Here is a 22,508-nt window from a genome sequence, read left to right as displayed (position 1 = left end):
CTGCGGTGTCCGCGACTCTAAAACTGCCCTGAGACTTCTCAGCAAGAGTCTTCAAAAAACCAGCATCTGCCAAATCGAAGAGTGCGACCGGGTGAAATGTGGCGCCTCTGGCTGCCAAATTCGTCAAAATCTCACCCAGTATTCTCTTTTCTTCAGCCTGATTCACATCGGCGCTGTCGGAGATATCCACGTTGCCGTCTGTCAGCAGAATAAAATGGGTATTCTCCAGCGTGCCACCGGTTACGTAATCGTCACTAGCAACCTCAATGGCTTTGCCAAGGTTGGTGCGCAGTGCCACAGAGTTTATTTGTTGGGAGCGGTCAATCGCCGTTTTGCGCCAGGAGTCCGTAACCTCACCGTGGGGCACCAGCATATTCACGTACTGACCAAAGGTCCAAACGCCGGCGGTGTTTCCTTCCGGAATAACCCGGGCCAAAAGCCGCACAGCTGGCTGCCGCAAATCATTGGGGTCGGTTTGCTTCATGGACCCGGAAATATCCACAATAATCCGAACATCTGCACGCTCGGGCAGCGTCAGCTTGGTGGTCTCTTGGGCCCAAAGCGTTCCGGGCAGCCATACAGCAGTGACTAAAACCAGCGTCAGCAGTCTCGACATTGTCGCTCTCAGAAACATGTGTGGGGGGAGTCTCAACGTTTTGTTAGCCGGTAACGCACCATATCCAGAATCCAGACCAGCAACATGACCAGGCCGCCAATGCCCAGATTGAGCCATGCCCGGCCGGCGGCGTCGGCCTCACCCAGAACGAGTTCGTAGCCTCCAAATAGCCAGGCAGGAATCCACCAGCCACAAGCTCCGGGGACTCTACGGGCGTAAGCAGGAAAGCAACCAATGCTGCAAGCAGCAGTGTGCGAAGGCCGTATAACGGTAAAACACGAAACAGCTTTGTCATCATGTAAAAAAACACGACAAAAGCAATAACGTAGGCGATCCAGAAAATGTTGTATGCAGTTTGTGCGTCAGTATCGATCATTACAAAATCCAGTGAATGATGTGTTCTTCCCAGTCTTCTTCTGCCACCCGGTTCTCGTGGATCACCTTATGGCGTATGGATACACCCGCCTCGTGAACCGAATCGGGCGTCCCACTGCGCAGCGGGTGCCAATCCGCAAGTGGCCTACCCTCTGCGAGAGTCCGATAGGCACAAGTATGGGGCAGCCAATGGTAATCGCTCACCGTACCTGGTGTCAGCACAGTGCAGCCCGGCACCTTTTGGAGGCGATCCGTGTAAACCGTGCATTGGCAGGTGTCGTCGTCCATATAACGGCACACCAGGTCGGTGTGGTACACCTCGCCGGTGTCTTCATCTTCAAGCTTGTTCAGGCAACATTTGCCACAACCGTCACACAGGGATTCCCATTCCCGCGGGGTCATCTCGCTCAGGCGTTTACGCTGCCAGAACGGGATTTGAGCAATCATGAATCACTCATCCCCGGTTTTGTGCGGAAGTCTACAACGTAACCACTGCGCTCTTCAGGCATCTGAAGGAAGAAATCTTTTTCAGCGATGGCCTTCAGCACTTGATCCCCGGTTGTTCGGGAGAGCTTCCGGTCTGGAGTCATTATCAGATCCATGGAATGAACCGGGTTGCCAAAAATAGTTTTAAGGCTGTCAGGTAACTCATCCCACTTCTGTCCACGACGAACAAAAATATAGGTATCGCTTTTCTTGCTGCTTCGAAAAACAGACACAAACTCCCGACTTTTCATGATTTAAGGTAGTCCTCAATATCGTTCATTACCGGCTCAAGAATCTCCGCGCGCCAGCCATGAAAAAACGGGCTGTGGGCCAGGGTTTTATCCTGCATAACCTTTTCAAGCCGCTTTCTTGGCGCCACCAATTCAACTGGTATATCAGCTGCTTCCGAAGCTTTCCTGAAAATCCGTTTTAAGTCTTTAAAGCCCATTTGCTGATCCCGGGTTAAGGGTGGCGCAATGGGTGTGAGCCCAGAAGGATCAGCGTTGCGCCCGGCTTCGATAAGCTCAAGCAACACCTGGCCATACCGGCGAACCACGCCTCCGGGAACACCTTGAATATTGGAAAGCTCAGCGGTAGATCTGGGCAACTGATCTGCAATAGCAATCAATAAAGGATCCGCCAGCACTCGGCCGCGGGGTCGGTCGCGCGCTCTGCCTTCAACCTCACGCCACACCACCAGCTTTTTGAGAACCAGTTGTTGTTGAGCTGTTAAGGCCCAACCACCCCGCAGACGAAGATAATGAGTGTCTGGGTCGTCCTGCCCTGCAAGCTCATCTGCAAACCGGGTAGATTCCTCCACTAGCGCGGCTTCAAGGCCTCTTTCCCGAAGGTGCGCATTCACCCACTGGTGCATGGGTGCAAGAAAGCGTATGTCGTCAACTGCGTAACGCTGCTGAGCATCACTCAGGGGACGGGAAATCCAATCAGAGCGCGTAACAGATTTATCCAATGCCTCACCGAACAGGGTTTCAACAAGCCGTGCATAACCCAAGGAAAAGCCTGCACCCGCCATAGCGGCACCGATCTGCAAATCTACAACGCCTTTGGGGCGTATTCCGAGCCAATCCCGAAACAATTCGAGATCTTCACTCATGGCGTACAGCAATTTGGTAACCGCAGGATCTGCAATAACCTCTCGAAAGCGAGCAGACTGCTCCGCCACATCAGGATCAACAAGGCAAAAGCGGTCACCCAGCCCCAACTGAACCAGCCCGGGAATAGGATAAAAGGTATTTACCCGCTCAAACTCAGTATCCAATACCAAGGGGAGCCCTGGGGCGCTGTCTAGCCAGGTATCCAGTTCATCTGGTAGCAAAATCCAGTCGATGGTTTCGGGGGCCGGTGGAACATCGATAGCGGGCACAGAAAATGTCATAAAAAAAGCCAGTTAAAAGCGCCGTTAAAGCGCTGGTGCGGAATCAGTCCAGCAGAGGTTTTCTACCGCGAAACGCGTGGGTGAGCGTAAAACCGTCGACGTAGCCAAGTTCGCCACCCACCGGTATGCCGTGCGCAAGACGAGTGATGAGGATATCCAGGCCATCAAGCCTGTCGGAGATATAGTGGGCAGTCGCTTCACCTTCCACAGTTGGGTTGGTCGCCAGAATAAGCTCGGTCACGCCATCTGAGCGTACCCGTCGCAGTAGTCGCTCGATTCCGATTTCCTCAGGACCCACTCCGTCAATGGGCGACAGGTGCCCCATCAGAACAAAATAGCTGCCTTTGTAATCCCCGGCTTGCTCAATAGCCAGCAGATCCGACGGGCTTTCTACCACACAGAGTGTGCCGTTACGCCGGGCTGCATTCTCACAAATTCCACACACTTCGGTATCTGAAAAATTCTGGCAGCTTTCACAGCGGCGAACACCGTCCATGGCATTGCTCAACGCATCAGAAAGCCGAGCGCCACCCGAGCGTGCGCGCTCAAGCAAGTGAAAAGCCATGCGCTGGGCGCTTTTTTGGCCAACCCCCGGCAAACACCGGAGAGATTCGACAAGTTCATCAACCAGCGGCTGAATGCCATGAAACATCCTCAAACTGCAATTCAGGAAAAAGCCTTAAAACGGCATCTTGAAGCAGGGGGCATGCCCATGCCAGACATCAAACCCGACATCTTATCCTTCTGGTTCGCTTCCACACGGCGCACGGCGTCGTTTATGGCTGCTGCCAAAAGGTCTTCAAGAATGTCCTTTTCTTCAGTCAGCAGAGAAGGGTCGATATCTACCTTGCGCACATCGTGGCGACCATTCATGGTAACTTTCACCAAGCCTGCGCCTGCTTCACCGGTGATTTCGGCTTTCGCCGCTTCTTCTTGCGCCTTCTGCATGTCTTCCTGCATTTTCTGAGCCTTTTTCATCAGGCCGCCCATATCGTTCATCATGCTTTTATCTCCTGCTTGTCTCTATTGGCCGGTCTTTGGTTGGCCGAATACTGTCTTCGACTACCCTTGCTTCAAACCGTTCAACAATGGACTTAACCAACGGATCGTTGCGGATAGCATCTTCTGCCGCAGCCTGGCGCGCTTTACGCTGACGCTCTTCATAAGCCGCAGGCGTATGTGATCCCGCGTCGCCCTGCTCTATCTTTAATTGAATGGCGTCGCCGAAGTGATTTCTCAAGGCAGCAGAATTTTTTCTTCATGCCGGGCATTCAACAGCCGGGCGTGTCCGGTGTCGATAAGCAGCGTAATAATATCGCCGGCACGGGACATAGTGCTGTGGCTGGCCAAGTTGCCGGGCATACCCACAATACCCAGGCTACGGAAATCGCGCTCCCAAACAAACTCGCCTTCAGGGAGGGCCGCTTGCACCGGTGCAGCCGGGGTCTCTTTTACCCCCTCAAGCAGAGATGGCTCTGGAGCCTCATCAACAACAGGCGCGCTTTCCTGCGGCAGCTCGGGCACCAAGGGGGCGTCTGCCGCCGCAGGCATGGGCTCTTGTAGCGGTTCCGGCGCTGGCCCGAATTCGGGTTCAGGCTCGGGCTCCGGGTCAAGGTCCCAAGGTGGTGCTAGCGGTGCCTCAGGCGCGTTAACCGGTACCGCGCTTACTTCTGGCGCGGGCGCGGGTTCGGCTGCAGGCTCAGGTTCATCCCGGGATTCGCCATCGGGCACCGAACCGGCACTATTCGCCGCAGGTGGCCCTCGGCGATCAGACCCAGGGCGGAATACCAGCATACGCAACAGTGTCATTTCGAAGCCCATTCGGGCATCGGGTGTAATCGCCAGGTCTTTGCGGCCCATCAGAGCAGCCTGATAGAACAGCTGGGCGTCTTCGGCGCTTAATTTGCGGGCCAACGACTGCACCTGTGCAGCATCACCCAGCGCATTGTCGGCACTGCCAGGTACCACCTGCTCCATGGTTACCCGATGGAACAAGGACAACAGATCCGCAAGTATAATGCTGTAATCCGGTGCAAAATCCGCAATACGACTGATTTCTGCAAGCAGCCCAGGGCCATCACGATCTACCAGCGAGCTTACAATTCGCTCTATATCCTGCTGGTCAATGGTACCCAGCATACTGCTGACATCGCTGGCAGAAAGCTTCTGGTTGCCAAACGCAATGGCCTGATCAGTCAGGCTCAAGGCATCACGCATACTGCCATCGGCAGCACGGGCCAGCAGCCAAAGGGCCGGCTCTTCGAAGGGAATCTGTTCAGCTGTCAGAACGTGCGTAAGGTGCCCGGCAATGTGTTCTGGCGTCATGCGCTTGAGGTTGAACTGCAAACAGCGTGAGAGAACGGTTACCGGCAGTTTCTGGGGGTCGGTGGTGGCCAGCAGAAACTTCACATGCTCCGGCGGCTCCTCAAGGGTTTTGAGAAACGCGTTAAACGACTGGTTGGTAAGCATGTGCACCTCGTCAATGAGGTACACCTTGTAGCGGCCACGGCTGGGCGCGTACTGAACGTTATCCGTTAGCTCGCGCATGTCGTCCACGCCGGTGCGGGATGCGGCATCGATTTCAATCAGATCAACAAACCGACCTTCCTGAATTTCCACGCAACTGGAACAAGTACCACAGGGGCGCGGAGTAATGCCGGTCTCGCAGTTAAGACAACGGGCCAATAGGCGCCCAATGGTGGTTTTACCCACGCCACGGGTGCCGGTAAACAGATAGGCATGGTGCAGGCGCTGGTTTTCCAGTGCGTGAATTAACGCCTGGAGAACGTGTTCCTGGCCCACCATATCTTCAAAGGTGCGAGGGCGCCATTTACGGGCAAGTACCTGGTAGCTCATGATCCGCCAAATGCTGAGAAAAACGCCTGCAACTTTAGCATGGACACGGGGCTATAAGAAGTTATAAGGCACAGAGATCAAAGCTTGAGGGGGGATTCAGAAGATAGGTAAAATAAGAAAATCTGGGGGTGGCCCCATCAGCGACACTCCGGCACACAATTCCACCGCTGCGGCTGCTCCCTTCCGGGCCTGACCGGGTTCGCGGTTTCATGTTGCGGAGGCACCAATGGAGCCACCATAACGGCGTTTCAGGACAATATCCCCGAAAGCGGCGCGAATGTTAACAAAAGGGTTTGCGGACTACAACGGCAAATCCGGACACCCAAACATTTAGTGCTAAATAACTGCAGACAACGGCAGCGGAATGACATCCTGCCGGAACCAACACGCAAGGCTGTAACGGGTGCGATGAGCTTCAAGAACCTCATGGCGGATCTCTTCGCTCATGAACAGCGCCACCCTTCCCATTTCCGGCAAAACCAGGCCGCAGACCTCGTTTTCACTTTCCCGATTAAAGATCTGAAGCGCACCCCCATCCAAAGGTTGCCAGTCATCATTCAGGTAGAGCACTAAACTTACAATACGAGACGCCCGGCCCTGAAAGCTGTCTACATGGGCCTTATAAAAATCACCGCAATGATAGGTTGCGTAGTGGGCTTCAAAACGCTTCAGGCCCAAAAACAATCGTTGATTCAACTCCAGGCGCAGGCGCTCAAAAAAACCGAACAGTGCAACCTGTGGCGGCGAAGCACCCTGTAACCAAGCGATCTTGTCGCGGCGTACTGAACGATCCCGAACGGGTGCACTACCCCGCCCTACGCCTGCGCTTTTCAGCGCATCGCGCTGATCAAGGGCAATGAGTTCACTCTGGAGTGAGCGCAAAAGCTCAGGCCCCAGCCAGGTTGTAACATCAAAGCTCACCCAACCCCTCTCACTGAGGCCCCATGCAAGCTCATCAAACCACTGTGCTTTATTCAATGACATTCCTTAGTAAACCGACAGGCCTGACTTTAAACGCTCTGCACCTGAAGCGGTTGCGGTTATTTTATAGGCAGTGGTCGCCCACAACACGGTTTTAATTTACTCTCTAAGCAAGAAGACGCATTTGACCGGAACCGAGCCTTATGTCCGAAAGCAGCAACAAACCGCCTATACACCTTTCCCCGGGACAATGGTCTTTCACCCGCTGGAAAACGATTGGTCAGCTGGAAGCGCTAGAGGTTCATCACCCGCTATTTGAAGCCACGGTATTCCTGCAAGGCGCACACCTTACCCGGTTTACCCCGAAGGACGAGCCAGACTGGCTATGGCTGAGCCCTGAAGCGCGATTTGAGCCTGGGCGCGCTATACGGGGTGGCATCCCCATATGCTGGCCGTGGTTTGGCGACCCGGCCCGCAACGCGCCAGAGGTACGTAAACGACTAAAAAAGCAGAGTGCGCACGGGTTTGGCCGCACAGCGCTGTGGAAGTTGGAAGATGTAAGCGAGAGCGCTCATGAAGTGGAAATCTCACTGTCTCTGGATGCCAACGACGACTTTAGTAACGTATGGGCCGGCCACGCCCTGGCTCTGCTGACCTTCAGCTTTTCAGTGCGAGGCTGCCAGCTAGCGCTCACCACTACAAACCTTGATAGTGACCCGCTCGCCTATAGCCAGGCGTTGCACACCTACCTTCCAACAATCGACATCACCCGCTCAAGGGTTTTAGGGTTAGGCCATAGCCATTACATAGATACTCTCAAAGACTGGGAATACTGCAACCAAGACGGCCCGGTTTATTTTGAAGGCGAAACCGACCGGATATACGAATGCGGCGAACCGCTAACAGTCGTAACGCCCAGCACGAGCCGCAAGCTTATCGCGGTTGGAAGTGACTCCACCGTTGTATGGAACCCCGGCCCCGACAAGGCCAAAAACCTGAGCGACTTCCCGAACTCTGCCTGGCAGACAATGCTGTGTGTCGAAACTGCCAATGCAGCCAGCGATTATCACGTGCTTAATAAAGGCCAGAGCCATACGCTGGGAGTTCTCATCGGGCGTGGCTGAAAATCGCTGCAGATGACCACTGCAGATAGGGGCCGCATAAGGGAGTGCCCATGAGCCTGGTATCTTTTTTGAAGTCCCGACTGGTTTCGACCGAGCTGGACGAACACATCAACCGCATTCGAAAACCCATAGGCACCCTGGGGTACGATCCCTGGGGCTATAACAATGAGACCGTCAAATACGGGCTCTCCCTGGCCAAGCCGATTTACGAAAAGTACTTCCGCACAGAAGCTCAGGGCGTTGACCATATCCCCGCGCAGGGGCCAGTTCTGATTGTGGGGAACCACAGCGGGCAGCTCCCGATTGATGGCATACTCATTGGCTACGCACTGGCCTCCCGCACGAAAAGCCCACGCATTCCCCGCGCCATGATTGAACGCTTTTTCCCAACGGTGCCCTGGCTCGGCAACATGCTCAATGAGGTGGGCGCGGTACTGGGCGACCCTGTGAATTGCGCCAGGATGCTCGCCAACAACGAAGCCATCATCGTTTTCCCTGAAGGTGTGCGCGGCTCCGGCAAGCTCTACCGGGATCGTTACAAACTCCAGCGCTTTGGCCCGGGTTTTATGCACCTGGCCATGAAGTACAACGCAGCCATCGTGCCCGTTGGTGTAGTGGGCTGTGAAGAAACCATACCCGCCATAGCCAATATCAAACCTTTGGCCAAAGCCTTGGGCATACCCTATGCCCCGCTCGCAATGCCTGTCGTTTTGCCCGCCAAGGTTCACCTGAATTTCGGCCCACCTATGTATTTTGATGGTGAGGACATATCAGAAACGCAGGTAGGCGAGCGTGTTGAGCAGGTAAAAACGGAAATAAATCGCCTTATTGATAAAGGCCTGAAAGAAAGAAAAAGGCTTTTCTGATGACCTCCCCGACAACCAAACAACGTAAACCCAACATTCTGGTTACAGGCGCAGCCGGGTCGCTCGCCCAGCAAGTGATCAAACGACTCCAGAAAACCTGCAACCTCGTGGCCGTAGACGCGCGCACTCAGGTGCCTCTTGGCGACGACATCCCCAGCTATTGCATGGATTTGAACCATCGCCTTTTAGAAGATCTGTTTCGCCGATACAAGTTCGACGGCGTTATTCATTTGGGCCGCATTCGGTCCAGCCAACTCACACGAATGCGACGCTACAACGCCAATGTGCTGGGAACGCAAAATTTGCTGGATCTTAGCCAGAAGTACGGCGTACGCCGGGTGATTGTGCTTTCGACATACCATGTATACGGAGCCATGGCATACAACCCGGCCTTGATCACTGAGTCCGCACCGCTGAAAAGTGCGGGCTTAAGCGCAGACTTGATCGATTCGGTAGAACTGGAAAACCTGGCAAGCATCTACTTGTGGCGCTACCCGGAGCTAAATATCAGCATTCTACGCCCCTGCAATATCGTGGGGCCTGGCGTTCGGAACACCGTGAGCAGCCTACTCGCAAGCCAGCGAGCGCCCGTGCTGGCCGGATTCTCACCGATGATGCAGTTTATACACATAGACGACATGGCAGATGCCATAGCCTTGGCTTATAAAAAACCTGTAAGGGGAATTTTCAACGTGGCGCCAGGCGATTGGGTGGCCTACCAGCGAGCGCTGCAATTGTGCGGCTGCACACGAATCCCGGTACCGTCTATCCCACCCCTCCTGCCACGACTTATTCTGCGCACGCTAGGGCTACGACGCTTCCCCGCCTACCTCATGGGCTTTTTTAAATACCCGGTGGTCATCGACGGCAGAGAGTTTGAAAATGAATTCGGCTTTACAGCTAAGCGCCCACTAAAGGAGATATTTCACTTCTACAAAAACAACAAAACGCCGCTATAACTCACCGTCAACTTTACCCAGGAGTTGCACAGAACCGCCGCCCACATCAAACTATACCTATCCAAGGAATAGGCAGGTTACATGCTTCCAGATTTAAGCGTGATAAGCCACGGCGCGGCGGCCGCAGTATTCGCAATACTTGCGGTGCTCGTGGGCACCCGTTATTTAAGGCGTGACATAGACCGGGCGCTCTTTATTGCGGCGCTGGTCACAACCCTATGGGCGTCCAGCCTGGTCACTCAAAGCCTCTGGGGTCTGCCCGGCTTTTTCATTCGTTACCTACTGGAACTGCTTCGAGATACCGCGTGGATCCTGCTTCTGTTCGCCATGCTGAGGGATACATACCGGCAAGGCCGCCTGAGCGGGCAAATCAAAAAGTTCCTGGGGATCGCAACAGCCGTCCTGCTGGTTACCCTGCTCGCCCTAGGCAGCCTTGAATTCATTTTTGGGCTCGCGCTGGTAGATGGTAAAACCAAACTTATCGGCCAGGTTGCGCTGTCGTTACTTGGCCTCTCCCTGGTTGAGCAAATCTGGAGAAACGCACCCGCCTTTGGCCGTTCCAGCATGAAATACCTATGCATTGGTACCGCCACCATCTTCATCTTTGATTTCTTGATGTACGCAGACGCGTTACTGTTTGGCGGAATCGCCGACTCATTCTGGAACGCTCGCGGGTTCGTTAACGCTGCGCTGGTTCCGCTGTTTGCTATCAACGTTGTCAACACCCGCAAGCAGCCAATCGATTTCCAGCTTTCCCGATCAGCGGTCTTTCATGCAGGCACCTTGATACTCGCCGGCGCATACCTGCTACTGCTTTCTGTAAGTGGTTATTATGTACGAATTCTCGGTGGCAACTGGGGCGAAGCCTTACAAGTACTGCTGTCAGCCGTAGCGCTCGTCTTCCTGGTAACACTGGTACTCTCCCGGCGCATACGCGCAAAACTCATGGTCTTGATTAGCCAGAATTTTTTCGACTACAAATACGATTACCGCGAAGAATGGCTAAAACTGACCAAAGAACTTGCCGACCTCAGCGATGAGCCCCCGCTTCCGCAGCGTGCAATCCGAATCCTTGCCGGCTTGGTAGAAAGTAACGCAGGCGCTATTTGGCTCAAAAGTGAACAGGGATCCTACACCCTGAAAGAATCCGCCAACCTGGCCACCCCCAGATACACAGTGATTGATGAAGACGCCGAACTGGTGCGCTTATTCAACGAGAAAGAGTGGATTGTGAACCTGGATGAATACAAAGCCGATCCGGTGAGCTACGACCTGCTGGAGATCCCCGACGCCATAACCAAAACCCCAGACGCCTGGCTAGTGATTCCGCTCTACCTCGGTAACGAACTCTATGGCATTGCCATGATAGGCCACCCCTATGCACGGGTAGATCTGAACTGGGAGAACTTCGATCTAATCAAAGTCGTCGCCCGCCAAACCTGCAACCTACTGGCTCAGGCGGATGCACAAAACCGGCTTTCGCGGGCCATGCAATTCGAAGCGGTAAGTAAAGCCTCTGCTTTCATGGTGCATGATTTGAAAACCGTCATTGCACAATTGTCTCTGTTGGTGAACAACGCTCAAAAACACAGAAATAACCCAGCGTTTATAGACGACATGATCAATACTACAGACCACGCCGTTCGCAAAATGTCCAACTTGGTGGATCACATTCGCAAGCCATCAGCAGGTGCTGAAGATGGGATCAAAGCTCTGGATTTGACCAACCTGGTAGCCAGCCTATTGGAACATTACAACCGACAGCACCCGATACCCACGCTGGAGAAGCAAGCACCAAAGATCATGATCAGCGCAGACCCTGAACAATTGCGAAGCGTGCTGGGCCACCTCATCCAGAACGCGCAAGATGCCACGCCACCAGACGGAGAGGTCACCCTGTCCCTTAAAATTGCCAGGGGCAACGTAATGCTGTTTATTCAGGACACTGGCTGCGGCATGACAGAAGATTTCATCAATGACCGGCTGTTCAAGCCTTTTGAAAGCACAAAAGGCCTCACCGGTATGGGGATTGGCGCCTACCAAGCTCGAGAGTACATCCAAAAATTGGGAGGCACCCTAGATGCAACCAGTGAACCCGGCGTAGGCTCCTGCTTCTCCATTCGCATTCCATTATTGGATAACCGAGCGTATAGCCATACACAAGCGACCGAACGTTCGATTCTCGCCGCCTCAGGCCCGGAACAAATCGTCAATTAACTGGCGCTCATGCAGATCAATCAAATCGATCATTGCAAAGTGTCAATGTTCAGTTAAGAATCAGATATATTGGAACATCTAAAACAAAGGAATTGTTGCCGCTGTGACTAGACGACTACTGATCGTAGAGGATGATCCCGGCCTGCAAAGCCAAATGCGCTGGTGTTTCAGCGAGGATCTCGAAGTAACTGTCGCCTCAGACAGAGACGCCGCCCTTGCTGCGCTTAGGCGCGAAGAGCCTGATGTTGTCACACTGGATCTCGGCTTGCCGCCAGACCCCGGGGGAGCAACAGAAGGGTTCGCACTGCTGGAAGAAATTCTTCGGCTTGCACCTATGACCAAGGTGATTGTAGTAACCGGCCGTGAAGACAAAGAAAACGCCGTGAAGGCCATTGGCATGGGCGCGTCCGATTTTTACCAAAAGCCTTTGGACGCCGACATCCTTACATTCGTGGTGAACAGAGCGTTTCGGCTTGCTGAACTTGAGCGAGATAACCAGGCCCTGTCACAGCAAGGCAACGGCACAAACATCAAGGGCATTATCGCTGCCAGCCCGCAAATGATGACTCTCTGCCGCACGCTGGAGAAAGTCGCCCCAACAGATATAACAACCCTCATCACGGGTGAAACCGGAACAGGCAAAGAGGTTCTTGCACGGGCCCTACACCAATTGAGCCCGAGAGCCGGCAATGCATTTGCGGCCATCAACTGCGCCGCCATTCCTGAAAACCTTCTGGAAAGCGAATTGTTTGGCTTCGAAAAAGGCTCCTTTACCGGGGCTACGCAAGCCAAGAAAGGCAAGATTGAAAGCGCAAACGGTGGCACCCTGTTTCTTGATGAAATTGGCGATATGCCCATGTCGCTCCAAGCCAAGCTTTTACGCTTCCTACAAGAGCGAGTGGTAGACAGAGTAGGCTCAGTAAAGCCTATACCTGTGGATGTTCGCGTGGTGTGCGCCACTCACCGGAACGTAGCCCAGCTGATTGCAAACGGTGATTTCCGTGAAGATTTATACTACAGGATCAGCGAAATAACCCTCGACGTACCCGCGGTTAGAGAGCGCGACGGAGACGCTTTGGTGATTGCCCAGTCATTGCTAAAGTCCCTCGGTAAGCAAATGGACAGGCAAAACCTCACCTTCTCCGACGACGCCGTAAAATCCATCAACAGTTACTCATGGCCAGGCAACGTGCGCGAGATGATCAACAAAGTGAAGCGAGCCACCATCATGGCGGATGGCAAGCGGATAACCAGTGAAGATCTGGAACTACCCGCGTGCGAACAGCCTGGAGTGAGCCACCTGAACCTTCGCCAAGTGCGCGAACAGGCTGAAAGCAAGGCTATCCTTCAGGCGCTTCAGACCAGCGGCTTCAATATGACCCAGGCCTCTCGGCTTTTGGGCGTTACCCGCCCCACGCTCTATAACCTTACCGACAAATATAAAATCGACACATCGGCATCGGCAGCGGCCTCGGAAGTCTGAGCAGCTTCCCAGTACGCGATGGCAGCGAACGCCTCAAGGAGCACGGTTTACATGATAACAAGACAAAAAACACTCAAGTCACTTCCCGGGCTGGTGCTTGCAGGCAGCCTACTGCTCACACTCCCAATGCTTTCCGGGTGCAACGGCGGCCCAGATTCATCAGAAGCTCTGTCGCACATTAACCGGGCCGAGACCTACTCCGAACAAGGCCAATTCCGATCCGCTCTGCTCGAAGTTAAAAGTGCCATACAGAAAGACCCCAACAACGTAGCGCACATCGTGCGCCTGGCAGATCTGTACCTACAGGTAGGCGCCCCGAGAGAGGCTGCAGAACTGCTTGAACCCTGGATACAAGAGCAGCCAGAAGCCGTAGCCCTCACCCTCGCCCGAGCCTACGTGGAACAGGGCAAACACCTCTCAGCTACAGAGACCCTGGCGCTACAAACACCAAGCTCCCCAGAAAGCCAGCTTGAAACCGCTCTAATTCGTGCGGAAGCGTTGCGCAGGTCCGGAGAAATACCTGAAGCGCTGGCCTTATACACAAACCTCAGCTCCAGCAACCCAACCAATCCAGATGTGGTCAGCGGGCTGCTTCAAGCCCAACTCAACCTCGGCCAAAACACCCAAGCGGTAAATACCGCCAGCGAATGGCTTGAGAAAAACGAGAAAACACCAGAAGCTCTATACTGGAAAGGGCTGGCTCAATACCGCCAGAATCAGCTGGAACAATCATCCGAAACTCTCACGGATGCCGTTGGCATACTCCCAACATCGGACATGTTCCTGCCCATACGCCGCAATATACTCACTACGCTCTCCAGAGTACTGACGGAACAAGGCAAGATTACCGAAGCCCAGCTTTATAATCGGGTATTGGCAGAAAACCTGGACACCGGCGCACGCGATCAAGCTGCGGCCGCCATCGCCGCTTTGAAGGAGAAAAATTTCGTCGAGGCAAAAGCCATTTTGCGCGACATCCTTAAGCTTGATCCAGAAAACGAAAGAGTTGCTCTGATGCTGGGTGCGATTTCCGCAGGCACGGGTGAGCTGGAGGAAGGCGCCCAGATGCTCGCAGAAAACCTGGACCCCGAAACAACGCCCACCCAGTTCATCAGGGCAGCCACGATGGCCCAGATTGATACCGGAGACGGGGAAGCTGCGCTTAAAACACTGGAGCGGGCCATAGAAGCTCGGCCCAACGACAACGAACTCCTGGCCATGCACGGCGTTCTGGCGCTCGGCCTTCCAGGCCATGAGGACAGCGGCGTTGCCAGCCTCAGCAAAGCCATCAGCAATGAGCCAGATCGCGTACGGTTCAGGCTTGCATTGGCAAGGCACTACTTGAAGGACGGCAAGCCCGAGCAAGCACTTGGACAACTTCGGATGGCCTTCACCTCCAACCCAGCAGATTGGGCCACTACCAGCACTTACCTGAACTTACTGATCCAGCGAGGGGAGAAGCAAGAAGCTGCAGAAATCCGCGACTCGCTGCTCAACGGGTACAGTGATCACCCACGGGCCGTTTTACTGGCAAGCCTTGCAGATACCCAGCTCGGGAACCCGGACAAAGCCCGGGCACGACTTGAAAAGCTCGTTAAGGAAGGCCCAAAACTTCAAGCCCCAAAAGTTGCACTAGCCAGCCTCTATGCCCAAGCCGGTCAACGCGAAAAAGCCGTGAACTTGCTGATAGACGCCGCCACCCTCACACCGGATGCAATACGCCCGTTGCAACAGGCCGGCCAAATCTATACGCAAGATCATACAGCCGCAGAAACCAGAGCCTGGCTGGCCGGTATCGCCAAAGCCCACCCTGAGCTAGAACAGAACACCGACACGCTCACTGCGTTAATAGATTTATCCCAAGGCAAACTAACGCAGGCGCGGTCTACCCTTTCTCAATGGCAGGACTCAGAATCTGCAACCGTAAAGCGCGCCTATGGCAGGCTGCTATTGGCCGAAGCTCAAGTGGCGGTAAACGACAAGGAATGGAGCCAGGCCCGCGCCAAAGCAGGCGAAGCCATCGCGCTTGAACCCGAAAACCTCGCTCTCGCCTTGTTACCCGTAAAAATCGCCCAGATGGAAGGCAAGTTGGACGACGCCTACACGGCGCTCGACGCAGTAGAGAAAACCTATGGCGAACGGGCAGCAACCATGCTTGCCCGAGCAAACCTGATCAAACAACAAAATGGTTCAGAAGCCGTTTACGAATACCTTTCAGAAAAATGGCAAGACACTCGCGATATACAACTGATGCCTCCCCTAATCGGGCTGGCGAAAGAACAAGACCCAAAATCAATCGAAGGCCTCACTGAAAGCTGGCTTAACGAAGCCCCTCAGAACCTTGCAGCGCACCTTGCGAGGGCCGATTGGTTGATGGCCAACAACCAGGAAACGGTTGCCGAAAATCACTATGAACAAGTCCTCGCACAGCAACCGAATAACGTTGCGGCGCTGAACAACCTGGCCTGGATACTTCGAGAAGAAAACCGCGACCGCGCGCTAAAGCTCGCCCAAAAGGCAAGCGAAATTGCCCCCAACAGCCCAGCGGTTCTGGACACCTATGGCTGGATTCTTCACTTGAGCGGTAAGCACAAAGAAGCCAGAACGACCATAGAAAAAGCCCTTGCACTTGCACCGGATAATGAAGAAATCGGAGCGCACCTAAAGACTGTAAAGAAGGCGATGTAAAGAAAACCGACGTTATTCGTAAGCTCGAAAGAAGTAAAAGCCTGAGGTGTAAACTTTTCAGGCTTTTTTTTGTTTTAGTGTCGAAATCTTTTACGTTATCGCCAAAACAGATCGTGAATTATGTTTATAAACAGCTGCTTAAAATGTTGGCACACTAATCGCTTATTTGGTTATCGTAAGATCGGCAGTCCCGGTCGTATGCCAAACCATTCGAGAGGGTGGGACGGAAAGCCAAGGATCTCTGGTACCAAAAATGAGACAGCCTGGTTGCAAGCAAAATGGAACTTGAACTAGACAACCGGAGTAGAACCATGAATATGAAAACCACGCTATGTGCAGCAGCGTTGTGCTTAAGCTCTGCAAGTGCTTTCGCGGTACCTAACTTGGGCGACATCCTAGGAGATGGGAGCTATAGTGGATATACAGATACAGGGTATGAATCCGTTGCTCTGACTGATGACAGCAACACCAACGATGATATTACCGCGTTCCTGTTTCTTGAATTCGCGGGATTCAAGGACAACAACAACTTTGGCATCTATGACTTTTCGTACGATGGCTCAGGTAACCTTGTTGTAGGCGACACGCTTGAACTGTTCTCTGGCTCACAAAGTCCTTCCACTGGTTTTGGCACAACAGACGCTTCTGTGCACTTTGACCTTCTGGCAGGCACGGCTACGAATGCCAGCACCGGTGATACCAGCAATATCGGGCGGAATTTCGGATTTTACCTTGAAAACACCGTTGATAACGGTGGTTTCACTTGGTACAGCCACACCGCAAACAACTCAGATGGCTTTGACCACATGCTCATGTTCGACACGTCTGACAATGCGGTATCAGGCTTGGGCGGTAGTGACGTAATTCTCGCCTTCGAAGACCTTTGCAATACTGATTGCAGAAACGATAGTGATTTCAACGACATGGTCGTTGGCATCTCGGACGTTGTTCCTGTACCAGAGCCCGGCACCCTTGCCTCCTAGGCCTTGGCCTCGTAGGACTTGGTGCAGCTCGCCGTCGTCAGAAAGCCTGATTACGGTAGAGTAGAAAAGGCCAGCTTCGGCTGGCTTTTTTTGCATTGAATTTGAGTTTTATGTAAACGCCATACACAGTATCCTGTCGATTGGTTAGTCGTCCGGCGGACACGCAATGTTAAGGAAAACGTTAGACAACCTGCCTCTCTCGAGGCCATATCTAATTACCACAGCCATCGCTGTGCTGATTTTTTATCCTACCTGGATAAGGCTGGCAGAAGCCTGGCTTGAATTTGAGCAGGTTCTGGCACACGGCCTTGCAACCGCCGTTATCTTTTTTGGCCTCTTGGTGATCCACCCACCCTTTCATGCCGAGCGCCCAACACAGTCAAAACCCTACCACCTCGCCGGCGCAGTTCTATTAATTGCCACAACGCTAATTTGGGGCCTTCTTGAACTGGTTCGTATCGATACCCTGGCCTACCTGCTGCTGCCCGCCGGGCTAATCACGACAGCCTGGGCGCTGCTGGGGCTGCCAAGAGCAATCGCGTTTATCCCCTATGTTCTGCTCTTATCGCTTTCACTACCCATCTGGGCAGACCTGGTTCCGGCACTTGTGGAAGTTGCCAGTGTGGTAGTCGGCAACTGGGTAGGCTGGTTTGGTATGACAGCCCTCATTGAAGGCAACAGCATCACCCTGCCCTACGGTCGCCTTCTCATCGCCGACGGCTGTTCGGGGATTCGCTATTTCGCGATTTCCATTTTACTAGCAATGATGTCTTCCATCCTCAATGACTACCGCTGGCGCGGCTGGCTGATCACCCTGCTGGTCGCCGGTATACTTGGCCTTATCGCGAACTGGGTACGCATTACCATCCTGGTTGTGGTTGCCTACGAAACCAATATGCAAAGCGAATTGCTGGCGGATCACGAGACCATGGGTTGGGTTGTATTTGCCGCCTTCATCCTTCCAGCACTGTACTTTTCACCTGTTCGTAAACGCGCCACACAACCAAACATGGCGTCTGGTGACAGCATTAACAAAAAAGGCATCGTTGCGGTTGTCACAGCAATGGCACTTGGCCCAATTGCACTCGTGCTGGCCCACAATACTGCTGACCAAAAACCTGCATGGCGCATTAATCTTCCCGAATTCCGGCAAGCCCAAACCGCTACATTGCCAATACCCATCTCACTTCCCAACGAGCTAAATGAGCAGATATGGAGCTCCGGCAATACCTGGGTATCGTTCGCACAGAGCCAAAAGAAAAGCCCGGATGAAAAGCTAGTACCTTATCTGCACCAGGTATTCGATAAGTCGATGTGGCAGGTGGTAACGCAATTAGAGCCAGGCCTCAACATTTATCGCAACATCCTAACCAGAGACAAGGTTTTGATGGCCCAATGGTACAAGGTAGGTTCGCGAAAAAGCTGGAGCTACCGCAACGCCAAACTTCTCCAGATTCCCGCTGCACTTAGAGGCGAAACTCGCTTCGCATTGATTACTATACAAACATTCTGCGGCCCTCGGGACTGCACAAATGTGCTTGCCCAAATGCATACCACATTGGCCTCATTTGATGGGCTAGAAGATTAAAACCCAGCCCAGTTAACATTATTTAACAAAATAACCCTTCAAAACATTTCCTTAATATCTCTCCAACCCCCTGTTTTTAAGTATTTTATTTTCCGAAATCCATTTTCAAAGCTGTAATCATACGACATATTTTGTCAACCCCTTCTCTACTATACTTTTGCGCAATTAATGAACAGTTTGACAGCAAACTTTAAGTAACCTCCAGCTACAGTCCCGAGCTAATCATGGAAGCGCCAGTGAACAGAACCGCTACAGAGTCTGCCATTGCCGAGTGGACCACTATTCTTGGCGAGTCAGGTGTGCTCGCCGCCAGCGAAGTCGATTTTGGCGCCTCCACAATAGGTGCGAAGCGCTATATCCCAGCTGTGCTCCGCCCAGAAACCCAAGAACAGATATCAGAAGTCCTTCAGGTAGCGCAACGGTGGCGCGTCGCCGTTTATCCCGTAAGCACGGGCAATAACTGGGGCTACGGCAGTGCCAACCCGGTTGAAGACGGCAGCGTTATCCTTGATCTTGGCCAGCTTGACCGTATTTCCGAATTTGATCCTGAAATGGGCGTTGTCACCGTTCAACCTGGGGTAACCCAAGGCGCTCTCAGGGACTTTCTCGATCGCCACGAAGGCAATTACCTGGTTCCGGTGACTGGTGCGGGGCCCACCTGCAGCATTCTTGGTAATGCACTTGAACGGGGTTACGGCATAACTCCAATTACTGACCATTTTGCAGCGGTAACAAAGATCGAGGCGATCTTGCCCGACGGCACGCTTTACCGAACGCCGCTCAGCGAACTTGGCGGAGCGGAAGTGGATGGGCTTTTCAAGTGGGGCCTTGGCCCTTATCTCGACGGGCTTTTTAGCCAAGGGAATTTTGGCGTAGTTGTGAGTATAACCATCGTACTTGCGCCAGCGCCCGACACCGTAACTGCCTTTTTCTTTTCCACAAAAGACGATGCCAAGCTGGAAGCGTTAGTACCTACTGTACAAGCTGTACTGCGAGCCCTTGGCGGTTCGGTTGTCGCCATTAACCTGCTCAACAGCCAGCGCATGCTATCAATGATGGCGCCCTTCCCTGAAGACAGAGCCATTGACGGCGTTTTGCCTGCTCACGTAGTAGAAAACCTTGCCAACAGCCATGGTGTTCCCGCGTGGAGTGGGGTTGGGGCAATTTATGCCTCAAAGGAAGTAGCCCGCGCCGCCCGGCGCACGCTAAAGCGCCTTCTGGGCCCCGTGACCGACCGCCTGATATTTATCAATCAGCGAAAAGTTAATACCGTGCAAAAGATTGCCCGGGTGCTGCCCGGCAGGCTGGCCACAAGGGTAAAAGGCATGACAGATACACTCTCCGGCGCGCTGCAAATCATGCACGGCGCACCTAACGACGTCGCACTTGCACTGGCGTATTGGCGCTCAGGCGCCCTGCCTGAACCTGGGCAAGCCAAAAATCCTGCACGCGATGGTTGTGGGCTAATCTGGTTCGCGCCGCTGGTTCCCATACGGGCAAAAGACGTTCGCCGTTATACCGATATGATTGAAAAAATTTGCCCGCAATACGGTGTTAACCCACTAATCACACTAACAACAGTAAACGACCGCTGCTTCGACTCTACGGTACCCCTGCTCTTTGATCGCAGAGATCCCAGCGCGACAGCACGAGCCAATGACTGCTATCGCGCATTATATAAAGCAGGGCAAAAGGAAGGATTCCTGCCCTATCGTCTTAATATCCACGCAATGGACATCCTTAACACCGGCAACTCTGGGTTCTCTAAACTTGCCAACCAACTCAAAGCTGCCATAGACCCCAACTTCATTTTGGCTCCCGGACGTTACGTTCCCAGCGCCAAACGTACTGAGATTTAGTGAGAACCTAACCATGCAAACAGCCCAACAAACTCACGAAGACGTTAGCACCATTTTCAACTCGGTTTTCAATGTCCAGCTCGCGACGTCTCCAGAAGCGATTAACGAGGTCTTCGAAGTTCGGTATCAGGTCTACTGCATCGACCGCCCTTTCGAGGATCCCAACTGCTTCCTGGATAAGCGCGAACACGATACATACGATGCGCGATCAGCCCACTCGCTGATCCGACACCGAATAACGGGAGACAACGTAGCCACCGTTCGTCTCGTTATGGCGGGTGATGTCCCCGAAGGTGCCAGCTTTCCCATGGAGGGCCCCTGTGTACAGCATATGAACCAGCCTGCGCGGAACGCGATTGCAAACGCCCACCGCAGCCAGATTGCAGAAATATCCCGGATGGCTGTCAGTAGAGAGTTTCGGCGGCGCCTCAACGAGGAGAAAGAAGTATCTGGTATCAGCAAGCCCGCCTACTACACCGATTCCGAAAATGGCAAACGCGCCATGCCCTATATCAGCCTGGGGCTTTTCGCCGCTATTCTCCAGATGTCCGTTAAACACGGAATAACGCACTGGATGGCAGTGATGGAGCCCTCCCAACTGCGGCTGTTAAAGCGATTTGGTGTGGAGTTTGATCATGTAGGGCCAGTGATCGAGTATCACGGCCGCCGCCGCCCTGCTTTCACAGAAGCTGCATCTTTGATTGAAGGCATAAGGACACGTCGTCCGGATGTCTGGTCGCTGATTACGGAGGCTGGGCGATACTTGCCAGCGAAACCTGATACAAGTTACAGGGTCAACAACAGACAAGTTGCCTGACTCGATGCTCCATACAAGAAGCCCCCCGCTTCTCAGCGGGGGGCTTCTTATTTCAGCACTGTCATCCAAGCGCTATAGCTGCTCAAACGTTAGGACTTAGCTGCTTTTCTCCGGCGAGACAGACCAAGCCCAGCGAGGCCCATGCCCAGAAGTGCCAAGGTACCTGGCTCAGGTACCATTTCCACAGCAGTGATACGGAACCGAGTTTGGAAGTTGTTAACAGCATTTTCTTCAGTCACAAGACCCACACATCCGCTAGGGGCACCTGCTGCTGAACAACTAGGGTCACCCAAAGTAGTCAGGTCAGCCAGCTCCAGAAACAAGGTGTAAGTGTAGCCGTCCAAGTCAAACGACGAATTGAACTCGAAGTTACCAAATTCATTCAACTCGGAGCCGGTAACGTCGCCAATGGTAAATATGTCCGCACAGTCGGGGCCTGCTGCTTCGACACAAGTACCGCCGTTACCGGTTTCTATAAAGAAACTCTGAAAGGTGGTCGCAGAGGCAGGCAGAGAATCTCCAGGAGTCGGAGCAAATGGTGTCAGCGTAAGCGTCGATACCAAATCAAAGGTATCTAACGCAAGGCCTTGAGCCGGGAGAACGTTGTTAGTGTGGGTAAATACACCCCCGTTAACATAGCCTCCACCGGTCATTAGGCCACTCCCCGCACTGGCATCCGTGATTGAGACAGATGACTGAGGGCCAGAACCAACGCCCCATGAAAGGGTGTTAGAGTTATTTCCGTCAAGAGTGCCGGTTCCACTAGTGGCTGTCGCATTGGTGAAAATGCTGCTGACACTGTAGCCCCAGTCTGTAATCAAATCCGCGCTGGCAGTTTGCGCGCCCATTGCAAAGGGCACGATAAGAGATGCTAAAAGGGTCTTTTTAAAGGTGCTTTTCATTGTTGTTTCTCCTTGAATGTGGACGCCAGAAGCTGGAATTCAAGTCAGCCCGTTAGCGCTATGGGATAGTTAGCACCTTCCATGCCACGAACTTAAATCGGTTATCTTTCAATCACGTAAAACAATGTAAAATTGTGTATAAATTGATCTGACGGCACCAATGTAAATATCTTCGACATTGTAGGGAGATAAACCCATCGCTTGGAGCGGCATGTGTTTTTTTGAGAAGGGTTTGATACAGCCAATCCGAACCAAAACATATAACAAGAAGGCTTTATAGTTACTTCCGGATTAAAAACGCACTTAAACGACAGATTAATTTCAACATGCGTAAATTATGTTGACACCTGGAGAGCAATGCTAAATTTTCAG

Annotated in this window: 18 protein-coding genes, 1 other RNA gene, 2 pseudogenes and 1 riboswitch; of the genes and pseudogenes, 10 read left to right on the top strand and 11 right to left on the bottom strand. The window is 53.1% G+C overall.

What is annotated here, in order from left to right; all coding sequences use genetic code 11:
• The 10 genes and pseudogenes from BCA33_RS03485 to BCA33_RS03440 form a co-directional block, all read right to left on the bottom strand.
• The coding region (locus BCA33_RS03485; RefSeq protein WP_139172884.1) for a VWA domain-containing protein at window positions 1-616 on the bottom strand (616 nt) is incomplete at its 3' end.
• 32 nt (window positions 617-648) lie between these two features.
• Window positions 649-992: pseudogene (locus tag BCA33_RS03480) on the bottom strand (hypothetical protein).
• Complete coding sequence (locus tag BCA33_RS03475; RefSeq protein ID WP_071263495.1) at window positions 992-1,438, bottom strand: YcgN family cysteine cluster protein; 447 nt, start codon at window positions 1,436-1,438, stop codon at window positions 992-994. The pseudogene BCA33_RS03480 and the gene BCA33_RS03475 overlap by 1 nt, the downstream one beginning before the upstream one ends.
• A complete protein-coding gene (locus tag BCA33_RS03470; RefSeq protein ID WP_071263494.1) occupies window positions 1,435-1,728 on the bottom strand; it encodes a YcgL domain-containing protein in 294 nt (97 codons plus the stop codon). The genes BCA33_RS03475 and BCA33_RS03470 overlap by 4 nt, the downstream gene beginning before the upstream one ends.
• Window positions 1,725-2,873, bottom strand: a complete 1,149-nt coding sequence (locus BCA33_RS03465; RefSeq protein WP_071263492.1) for an HRDC domain-containing protein — start codon at window positions 2,871-2,873, stop codon at window positions 1,725-1,727. Before BCA33_RS03465 ends, BCA33_RS03470 begins: the two co-directional genes overlap by 4 nt.
• A 43-nt stretch (window positions 2,874-2,916) precedes the next feature.
• Complete coding sequence (gene recR / locus BCA33_RS03460) at window positions 2,917-3,525, bottom strand: recombination mediator RecR (protein WP_071263490.1); 609 nt, start codon at window positions 3,523-3,525, stop codon at window positions 2,917-2,919.
• Between the two features lie 14 nt (window positions 3,526-3,539).
• Window positions 3,540-3,875 (bottom strand): YbaB/EbfC family nucleoid-associated protein, encoded by a 336-nt coding sequence (locus BCA33_RS03455; RefSeq protein WP_071263488.1) that lies wholly within the window; start codon window positions 3,873-3,875, stop codon window positions 3,540-3,542.
• A 4-nt stretch (window positions 3,876-3,879) separates the two neighbouring features.
• Window positions 3,880-5,729 (bottom strand): annotated as a pseudogene (dnaX, locus tag BCA33_RS03450) (DNA polymerase III subunit gamma/tau).
• 132 nt (window positions 5,730-5,861) lie between these two features.
• An RNA gene (ffs, locus tag BCA33_RS03445) (signal recognition particle sRNA small type) lies at window positions 5,862-5,958 on the bottom strand.
• A gap of 107 nt (window positions 5,959-6,065) precedes the next feature.
• Entirely contained in the window at window positions 6,066-6,707 is a 642-nt protein-coding gene (locus tag BCA33_RS03440; protein ID WP_254774155.1) for a 2OG-Fe(II) oxygenase, read from the bottom strand.
• Between the two features lie 146 nt (window positions 6,708-6,853).
• Between BCA33_RS03440 and BCA33_RS03435 the strand changes: the two genes are divergently transcribed.
• The 10 genes from BCA33_RS03435 (at window position 6,854) to BCA33_RS03395 (ending at window position 21,234) form a co-directional block, all read left to right on the top strand.
• Window positions 6,854-7,774: a D-hexose-6-phosphate mutarotase gene (locus tag BCA33_RS03435; RefSeq protein ID WP_071263485.1), complete on the top strand. Its 921-nt coding sequence runs from the start codon at window positions 6,854-6,856 to the stop codon at window positions 7,772-7,774.
• Window positions 7,775-7,824: 50 nt separating this feature from the next.
• Window positions 7,825-8,640 carry a lysophospholipid acyltransferase family protein gene (locus BCA33_RS03430; RefSeq protein WP_071263481.1) on the top strand — a complete coding sequence of 272 codons (816 nt, stop codon included), beginning with the start codon at window positions 7,825-7,827 and terminating at the stop codon, window positions 8,638-8,640.
• A complete protein-coding gene (locus tag BCA33_RS03425) occupies window positions 8,640-9,599 on the top strand; it encodes an SDR family oxidoreductase (protein WP_071263479.1) in 960 nt (319 codons plus the stop codon). The genes BCA33_RS03430 and BCA33_RS03425 overlap by 1 nt, the downstream gene beginning before the upstream one ends.
• A gap of 81 nt (window positions 9,600-9,680) precedes the next feature.
• Window positions 9,681-11,816 carry an XrtA/PEP-CTERM system histidine kinase PrsK gene (prsK, locus tag BCA33_RS03420; protein WP_071263477.1) on the top strand — a complete coding sequence of 712 codons (2,136 nt, stop codon included), beginning with the start codon at window positions 9,681-9,683 and terminating at the stop codon, window positions 11,814-11,816.
• Window positions 11,817-11,919: 103 nt separating this feature from the next.
• Window positions 11,920-13,299 carry a PEP-CTERM-box response regulator transcription factor gene (gene prsR / locus BCA33_RS03415; RefSeq protein WP_083394623.1) on the top strand — a complete coding sequence of 460 codons (1,380 nt, stop codon included), beginning with the start codon at window positions 11,920-11,922 and terminating at the stop codon, window positions 13,297-13,299.
• A gap of 51 nt (window positions 13,300-13,350) precedes the next feature.
• Window positions 13,351-15,987: a tetratricopeptide repeat protein gene (locus BCA33_RS03410; RefSeq protein WP_071263474.1), complete on the top strand. Its 2,637-nt coding sequence runs from the start codon at window positions 13,351-13,353 to the stop codon at window positions 15,985-15,987.
• Window positions 15,988-16,177: 190 nt separating this feature from the next.
• Window positions 16,178-16,262: riboswitch (cyclic di-GMP riboswitch) on the top strand.
• 36 nt (window positions 16,263-16,298) lie between these two features.
• A complete protein-coding gene (locus BCA33_RS19645; RefSeq protein WP_175469692.1) occupies window positions 16,299-16,970 on the top strand; it encodes a DUF4114 domain-containing protein in 672 nt (223 codons plus the stop codon).
• Between the two features lie 166 nt (window positions 16,971-17,136).
• Window positions 17,137-18,558: an exosortase/archaeosortase family protein gene (locus BCA33_RS03405; protein WP_071263472.1), complete on the top strand. Its 1,422-nt coding sequence runs from the start codon at window positions 17,137-17,139 to the stop codon at window positions 18,556-18,558.
• Window positions 18,559-18,794: 236 nt separating this feature from the next.
• Entirely contained in the window at window positions 18,795-20,417 is a 1,623-nt protein-coding gene (locus tag BCA33_RS03400; protein WP_083394622.1) for an FAD-binding oxidoreductase, read from the top strand.
• 13 nt (window positions 20,418-20,430) lie between these two features.
• Complete coding sequence (locus BCA33_RS03395; RefSeq protein WP_071263468.1) at window positions 20,431-21,234, top strand: PEP-CTERM/exosortase system-associated acyltransferase; 804 nt, start codon at window positions 20,431-20,433, stop codon at window positions 21,232-21,234.
• Window positions 21,235-21,323: 89 nt separating this feature from the next.
• Here BCA33_RS03395 and BCA33_RS03390 read toward each other — a convergent pair whose 3' ends face one another.
• On the bottom strand, window positions 21,324-22,136 hold the full coding sequence (locus BCA33_RS03390; protein ID WP_071263467.1) for a THxN family PEP-CTERM protein: 813 nt from the start codon (window positions 22,134-22,136) through the stop codon (window positions 21,324-21,326).
• Window positions 22,137-22,508 lie beyond the last annotated feature (372 nt).

Source organism: Marinobacter sp. AC-23 (assembly GCF_001858325.1).
Classification (GTDB): domain Bacteria; phylum Pseudomonadota; class Gammaproteobacteria; order Pseudomonadales; family Oleiphilaceae; genus Marinobacter.
This window is presented reverse-complemented; position numbering and strand designations above follow the sequence as displayed.